This window comes from Streptomyces sp. NPDC054956, assembly GCF_053609185.1.
The window spans coordinates 1-6,443 of the sequence record NZ_JBSGXB010000375.1 but is presented as its reverse complement, the minus strand read 5'-3'; the positions used below and the strand labels follow the sequence as shown (position 1 = coordinate 6,443).

The 6,443-nt window shown below is 75.0% G+C and carries 4 protein-coding genes; 2 read left to right on the top strand and 2 right to left on the bottom strand.

Annotation, left to right across the window (positions count from 1 at the left end):
• The first annotated feature begins 53 nt into the window (after window positions 1–53).
• Window positions 54–1,151 (top strand): DUF6777 domain-containing protein, encoded by a 1,098-nt coding sequence (locus ACWGDE_RS34445; RefSeq protein WP_453392995.1) that lies wholly within the window; start codon window positions 54–56, stop codon window positions 1,149–1,151.
• 96 nt (window positions 1,152–1,247) lie between these two features.
• Here ACWGDE_RS34445 and ACWGDE_RS34440 read toward each other — a convergent pair whose 3' ends face one another.
• Complete coding sequence (locus ACWGDE_RS34440) at window positions 1,248–2,183, bottom strand: C40 family peptidase (protein WP_453392994.1); 936 nt, start codon at window positions 2,181–2,183, stop codon at window positions 1,248–1,250.
• Window positions 2,184–2,215: 32 nt separating this feature from the next.
• Window positions 2,216–3,196 (bottom strand): SPFH domain-containing protein, encoded by a 981-nt coding sequence (locus tag ACWGDE_RS34435; protein WP_453392993.1) that lies wholly within the window; start codon window positions 3,194–3,196, stop codon window positions 2,216–2,218.
• A gap of 806 nt (window positions 3,197–4,002) precedes the next feature.
• Between ACWGDE_RS34435 and ACWGDE_RS34430 the strand changes: the two genes are divergently transcribed.
• Window positions 4,003–6,198: a SpoIIE family protein phosphatase gene (locus ACWGDE_RS34430; protein ID WP_453392992.1), complete on the top strand. Its 2,196-nt coding sequence runs from the start codon at window positions 4,003–4,005 to the stop codon at window positions 6,196–6,198.
• Window positions 6,199–6,443: the final 245 nt, after the last annotated feature.

Here is a 6,443-nt window from a genome sequence, read left to right as displayed (position 1 = left end):
CCCGGGTCACCAACCACGGCTACCGGGACGGCCAGGTCACCAGCTACCAGGCCGTGCTCCAGGCCGGGACCGCCGTGCTCGTGGACGACCGCGGGGTGCCGCGCGTGCGCTGCGCCTGCGGGAACCCGCTGGGCCCGCCGGTGGCGCTCCAGGCCAATCCGAAGCGGTTCGGACAGCCCTGGACCTCGTACCAGCCCGCGCAGGTGGTGGTCATCGCTCCGTCCGTGACCATCGTCAACAAGTTCGTGATCTTCGACCACCAGGACCACCGCTGGTTCGAGCGCGACCGGGGCGACCACCACGGCAAGCACGACAGGCCGATCCCGCCGCCGGTGATCCCGACCCCGCCGGTCACGTCGCCGCCGCCGACCTCGCACTCCCCGACGGTCTCGCCCTCGGTCTCGCCTTCGGAGTCGTCGTCGAAGTCCCCGAGCGAGTCCCCGTCGGAGTCGCCGAGCCAATCGCCGTCGGAGTCTCCCTCGGAGTCGCCGAGCGAGTCACCGTCGGAGTCCCCGAGTGAGAAGTCGGTTTCCGAGTCCCCGAGCGAGTCTCCGTCGGAGTCTCCTTCCCAGTCCCCGTCCGAGTCTCCGTCGGTGTCCCCTTCGGCGACGGTGTCCGAGTCCGCCTCGCCCGAGGCGAAGCTGCGGTCCGCGACCCCGTGCCCCTCGCTGTCCGGCACCGTGATCGTGACCCCGCCCCCGGACCCGGGCGCTCCCGCCGGTCCCTGCCCGCCGCTGCCGCCGGTCCCGGTGGCCCCGGACTCGTCGGCGCCGCCGGCCCAGCGGAGCTCGGCGGAACCACAACCCCCGGCCCCGCCCGAGCCCTCTTCGGAGCCGCCGGCGGCGTCGGTGAAGCCTGAGGTGCCTCCCGAGCCGACCCAGGTCAGGCCGTCGCCGGCCCGGCCCGAACCGGTCGAGCCCTCGCAGGTCGAGCCTCCGCCGCCGCCCCCGTCCCCGGAGGAGCCGCCTCCGCCGCCCCCGCCGCCCCCGCCCCCGTCCCCGGTCAAGCCCTCGCCCCCGCCGCGCCCGACGCCCAAGCCCTCCCCGGTCCAGCCGGGAACCGGCTCTGACGCGGGTACGGACGCCGGATCCGACGCGGGCTCGGGCAACGGCAACGGCAACGGTGGAAACGGAGGGAACGGAGGCCGGTGAGCACCGCACGGGCATGACACGACCTCCCCGAGGGCCGATGGCCCCGGGGAGGTCGTTCGTCATCGCGTCGCGCGCGCACCGCGACGCCGGGGGACGCTAGCGGACGCGGCCGTACATGTTCGGGTTGTACGCGCTGAAGCTGGAGACGCGGACCTGCTTGCCGGGGCGGGGGGCCTCGATGTACTTGCCGTCGCCGAGGTAGACGGCGACGTGGTGGATGCCCGAGACGCTGCCGTTCGAGGACCAGAACACCAGGTCGCCGCGGCGCAGTTCGGAGCGCGAGATGGGGGTGGTGGCCCGGTACTGGTCGGAGGCGACGCGGGGGAGCGACATGCCCGCCGAGCGGTAGGCGGCCTGGACCAGGCCCGAGCAGTCCCAGCCGTGCGGGCCGTTGCCGCCCCAGACGTACGCGTCGCCGAGGTGGCTGTTGGCGAAGGAGATCGCGCCCTCCGTGCCCTGGCGCACGGGCGTGCCGGAGCCGGACGAGGAGCCGCCCGAGCCGCCGGAGGAACCCGAGCCGGAGGAGCCGGACGAGCCGGAGCCGCCCGTGCGGCCGGCGTTGCGCTCGTACTTGTCCTTGTGGCCGGTCCAGCGCCACCAGCCGGTCGCGTCCTTGTACCAGTACACGCGGTCCGTCGCGTCCCAGCCCGCACGGCCGCGGAAGGTGGGCTCGGAGGTGCGTGCCGACGAGGCAGAGGAGGAGGACGAGGAGGACGAGGAGGTCTTGGCGGCGGCCGAGCCGCCGCTGTTCGCCGCGTACTTGCCGTAGTGCGAGGTCCAGCGCCACCAGCCGGTCGCGTCCTTGTACCAGTACTTCGAGCCGTCCCAGCCCGCCCGGGCGGGCGCCGGCTCGGCGGAGGCGGTGGCCGCGCCGGTGCCCATGAGCAGGGTGGCTCCGACGGCCGCGACCACGGCTCCGCGCACGGTGCAGCGACGGCGACGGGCCGCGGAGGTCACGGCCGTCGTACCGCGAGCGCAGCCGGTGCAGTCGCAGGTATCGGGTATTTCCTCGGTGAACTCGGGCGTGCGCATGCGTGGTTCCTTTTCCATCGGGGGTGTGTTTCTCAGCGGGCGTCGGCGGCGGGGCCGCGCGCCGTGTAGAAGGCCACGGTCAAGTCCTTGACCAGCGCCTTGCGTTCGTAGTCGTCCAGGCCCACGAGCCCGCGGTCGGACATCCGGTGGACGGTGTCGTCGACCGCGTCGAGCACGTCGGTGAGGACGGAGTCCCGGTGCCGGGCGTCGATAGAGGCGACCCGGCGCCGCTGCATCGCGGCGGCGACCTCGGGCGCGTACTCGACGTGCAGCGGCCGGGCGGAGAAGACCTCGACGCCGACGGCCTTGCACTCGGCGGCGAGCAGCCGGGTCAGTTCGTCGCCGACGGCCTCGGTGTCGCGCAGGGTCCCCGGTCCGGCCGGCTCCGGGCCGGCGGAGCCGAAGGAATCGAAGGAGTCGGCGGGCATCCGGGAGAGGACCCGGGCGGTCGCGGACTCCACCTGCCCGCGCAGGTAGTCGGTGTGGTCGTCGACGCCGAGCAGCGCGCGGGCGGTGTCCTTGACCCGCCACACGACGAGGACGACGGCCCGCAGTGCGGTGCCTTCGGCGTCGACGACGGAGAGCGGCTCGCTGCGCCAGTGGCGCAGCCGGACGTCGACCGGGGAGTACCGCGGCAGCGGGTTGGACCAGATGAGACCGGTACGCCGGATCGTGCCCCGGTAGCGGCCGAAGAGGGTCAGTGACCAGGCCTGCCCGGCGCGGCCCCGGCGCAGCCCGCAGAGGGCGGCCAGGGTGAGGAGGGCGCAGCCGGCGACCGCGGCGAGCGGCCAGGCCTCGGCGGGGGAGGTGGAGGGGCGGAGCTCCTCGTGGCGCGAGAGGACGGCGGCCCCGGCCGTGGCGAGCGAGGCGGCGAGCAGGGCCCACCAGCCCGAGCAGGCGCGCGCGGGACGTTCGGTGAGCTCGGGGTCGAGGACGGCGGGCGGTGTGCGCGCCGCGCGCGCCGTGGCCGGCGGTGCCGTGTGGGAAGCGGGCCGGGGTATCGCCCCGTGCACGCGGGGCTGCCGGAGCGTGTCGGGATCGGCCGGGCCACCACCGCCGCCGGGGCCTGCGGAGCCCCCGAGGCCTGTACGAACGCCGGGGCCACCGCCGCCGGGGCCCGTGGGTTCCGCCAGGGCCGCGGTCCGGTTCGGGCCCGCGGCGGCCGGGGCGTTCGCGAAGAGGGCGTCGGCCGGTTCCTCGTCGCGGAAGAGCGGGCCGAGGACGAGGGGGTCACGGTACGGCCGTACGACCAGACTGCCGCGCCCGGTGCGGGCACCGGCGTCACCGCCGCCGCGCGAGCCCGACCCGGAGGGGGCGGCGGGCCGGGAGGCGGTCCCGGTGTGGGCACCCGGCCTGGACCCCGGGCCGACGGCGGGGGCGGGGGAGCCGTGGAGCGGGGCGGCTATTCGTCCCGGGGCTTCGGTCCCGGCCTCCTCATGTGCTCCTCCCCCCGCTCCCTCGCCCGGTTCTCCGGTCGTCCTCGGCGCTTGCGACAAGCCACACCCCACACAGCCAAGGGCGTCAACAACCCCGTGTCCGGGGGTTCCTGACACCACTGAAGATGATCATGAATGGATCGATCTTCGCGAAATCGTACAAGTCACCCATTCGTTGAAAGTCCCGACAGGCCGGGACTTTGGTCCCTTTCTGTGATGACCCAGGTCCATTTCCGGGGGTGCCGCACATCCGGAGGGGAGAATTCCGATCGACACGCCGGACCGGCGCTGCGCGCAGCGCGAACACCGGCGGACTCCGGCGGACGGCGGGCGCGAGCGGCTCCGGCCCGGCGCCGCCGGCCGAACAGTGAGACCCTGAAGGCGTGGCCGAGAGGGGACTGACCCCCCAGGTCGAGTGGCCTGCCCGGACGGACACGAGCCTCGCGCTCAACCACATGGGCACCTTCGACTGGAACCTCGACAGCGGGCAGATGCATCTGGACGCCACCGCCCTCGAGGTCCTCGACCTGCGCCCCGAAGAGTTCGCAGGCACCCCCGCCGGGCTGCGGGTCCGCCTCGCGCCCGGCGAGGAGGCCCGGCTCGACGCACGGGTCGCGCAGGCGCTCAAGTCGGGCCGCGGCCAGTACGGCGCGTACGTCCGCAGCCGCGCCCGGGACGGTTCGCCGGGCTGGGTCCACATCCAGGGCCACATCCTGCGGGACCCGCACGAGCGCCCGTACCGGATCATCGGGATCGTCCGCGACGCCGCCCAGGACCCCGGCGAGCCCGGTGCCGGCGGGGAGCGGGACGAGGGCCGGCGGCGGCTGACCGGGGTCGTCGAGCGGACCACCGCGATCCTCGCGCACGCCCGCACCGTCAACGACGTCACCGACATCCTCAAGGACCCCGAGGCCCTCGGTCATCTCGGCGCGGTCAGCGTCATGCTCGGCGTCGTGGACGGCGCCCGCATCCACCTGGTCGCGGAGGGCCGGCTCGGCGCCTACGTGCCGGAGACCGAGTACACGCGGATCGACGCGGCCCTGCCGATGAGCGAGGCCGTACGGACGCTGCGGCCGGTGTACCTCGGCTCCCGCGAGGAGTTCCAGCAGCGCTACCCGCTGCTGTGGCCGTACATCGAGCCGCTGGACGTCCGCAGCGGGGTCTACCTGCCGCTGATCGCCCACGGAAGGCCCATCGGCGCCCTCGGACTGCTCTACACGCGCGACGGGGACTTCACCGCCGAGGAGCGCAACGTACTGATGGCCCTCGGCAGCGGCATCGCGCAGAGCCTGCAGCGGGCCATGCTCTTCGAGCAGGAGCACGACCTCGCCGAGGGCCTCCAGCGGGCCATGCTGCCGCGCCGGATCCCGGAGGTGGCGGGAGCGCGGATCGCCGTGCGGTACCGGGCCGCCCGGATGGGGCGGGACATCGGCGGAGACTGGTACGACGTGGTCCCGCTCGGCGAGGGGCGCGTCGGCGTGATGATCGGGGACGTGGAGGGGCACGACACGGACGCCGCCGCCGTCATGGGCCAGCTGCGCATCGCGCTGCGCGCGTACGTGGCCGAGGGGCACACCCCCGGCACGGCGATGGCGCGGGCGTCGGCCTTCCTGCGCGAACTGGAGACGGAACGCTTCGCCACCTGCACGTACGCCGACATCGACCTCACCACCGGCAAGGCCCTCCTGGTCCGCGCCGGACACCTCGACCCGGTGGTCCGGCGCGGTGACGGCAGCTGCCACCGGGTCCAGGTGGTAGGCGGGCTGCCGCTGGGCCTCCCGGCGCGCGAGCCGGCTGGTTCCGGTGCCGGGCCGGGTTCCCTGCCGGGCACCGGGACGGGTTCCGGGCCCGGGTCCGGCCGAGGTACGGGGTACCCCGTCACCAGCCTCGAACTGCACCCCGGGGACACCCTGCTGCTCTGCACGGACGGTCTGACCGAGCGGCCCGGCGGCGACCCCGACACCGGCATGCGGGAGCTCATGGAAGCGGTCCGGGACGGGCCCGTCGAGGTGGAGGCGCTCGCCGACGTCCTGTGCGACCTGGTCGGGGACTCCGGCGGCGGGGACGACATGGCCCTGCTCCTGCTGCGCCGCCGCGGCACCCCGGCCCCGCGCGGCGGCGGCCCGCTGAGCCACGTCCTGACCCCCGGCGACCCGGACGCCCCCGCGATGGCCCGGCACCTGATCCGGGCGGCGGTCGCGGCCTGGGGCGCGCGGGACCAGTCCGACGGGATCGAACTGGCGGCGGACGAGCTCATGACCAACGCGCTGGTGCACACGGAGGGCGTCGGCCACATCAGCATGCGGCTGACCGCGGAGGGCCGGATCCGGATCGAGGTCGAGGACACCAGCAGCGCCCTGCCGCGGCGGCGCGAGGTGGACGACTGGGCGGTGTCGGGGCGCGGCCTCATGCTCGTGGACCGGCTGTCCGACGCCTGGGGCGTCGAGCCGCGGGGCGGCGGGAAGTGCGTGTGGTGCGAGTTCGCCATCCCGGGCGGCCCGGGACCGGGCGGACCGTCCTCGGACCGCCCTGCCACGGGAACCCCTGCCGAGAGCGGCCCCGGGCCCGGCGGGGCGTAGGCCCGGAGCCTGCGGAACCGGTCGCGCGGGCTACGCGTCATGCGGCCGCGTCGGGCGAATGGCTGAGACTCGCCGGGCTCGCGCTGTGTTCATGTGCTCGTATGCACCGGGCTGGTCGATCCTGCCTGGGTGCCGACCCTGCGCCCGCTGCTGCCCGCCCTGCCCGTCCTGCTCGCCGTGCTGCTCGCGGCCCCGGTGGCCCACGCCGACGCCGCGGGCGGGGGTGGGGGCGGGGGGATCGAGAC

Coding starts and splice junctions, on each gene's coding strand:
- ACWGDE_RS34440 (WP_453392994.1), bottom strand. CDS start 2,183: ATGCGCACGCCCGAGTTCACCGAGGAAATACCCGATACCTGCGACTGC.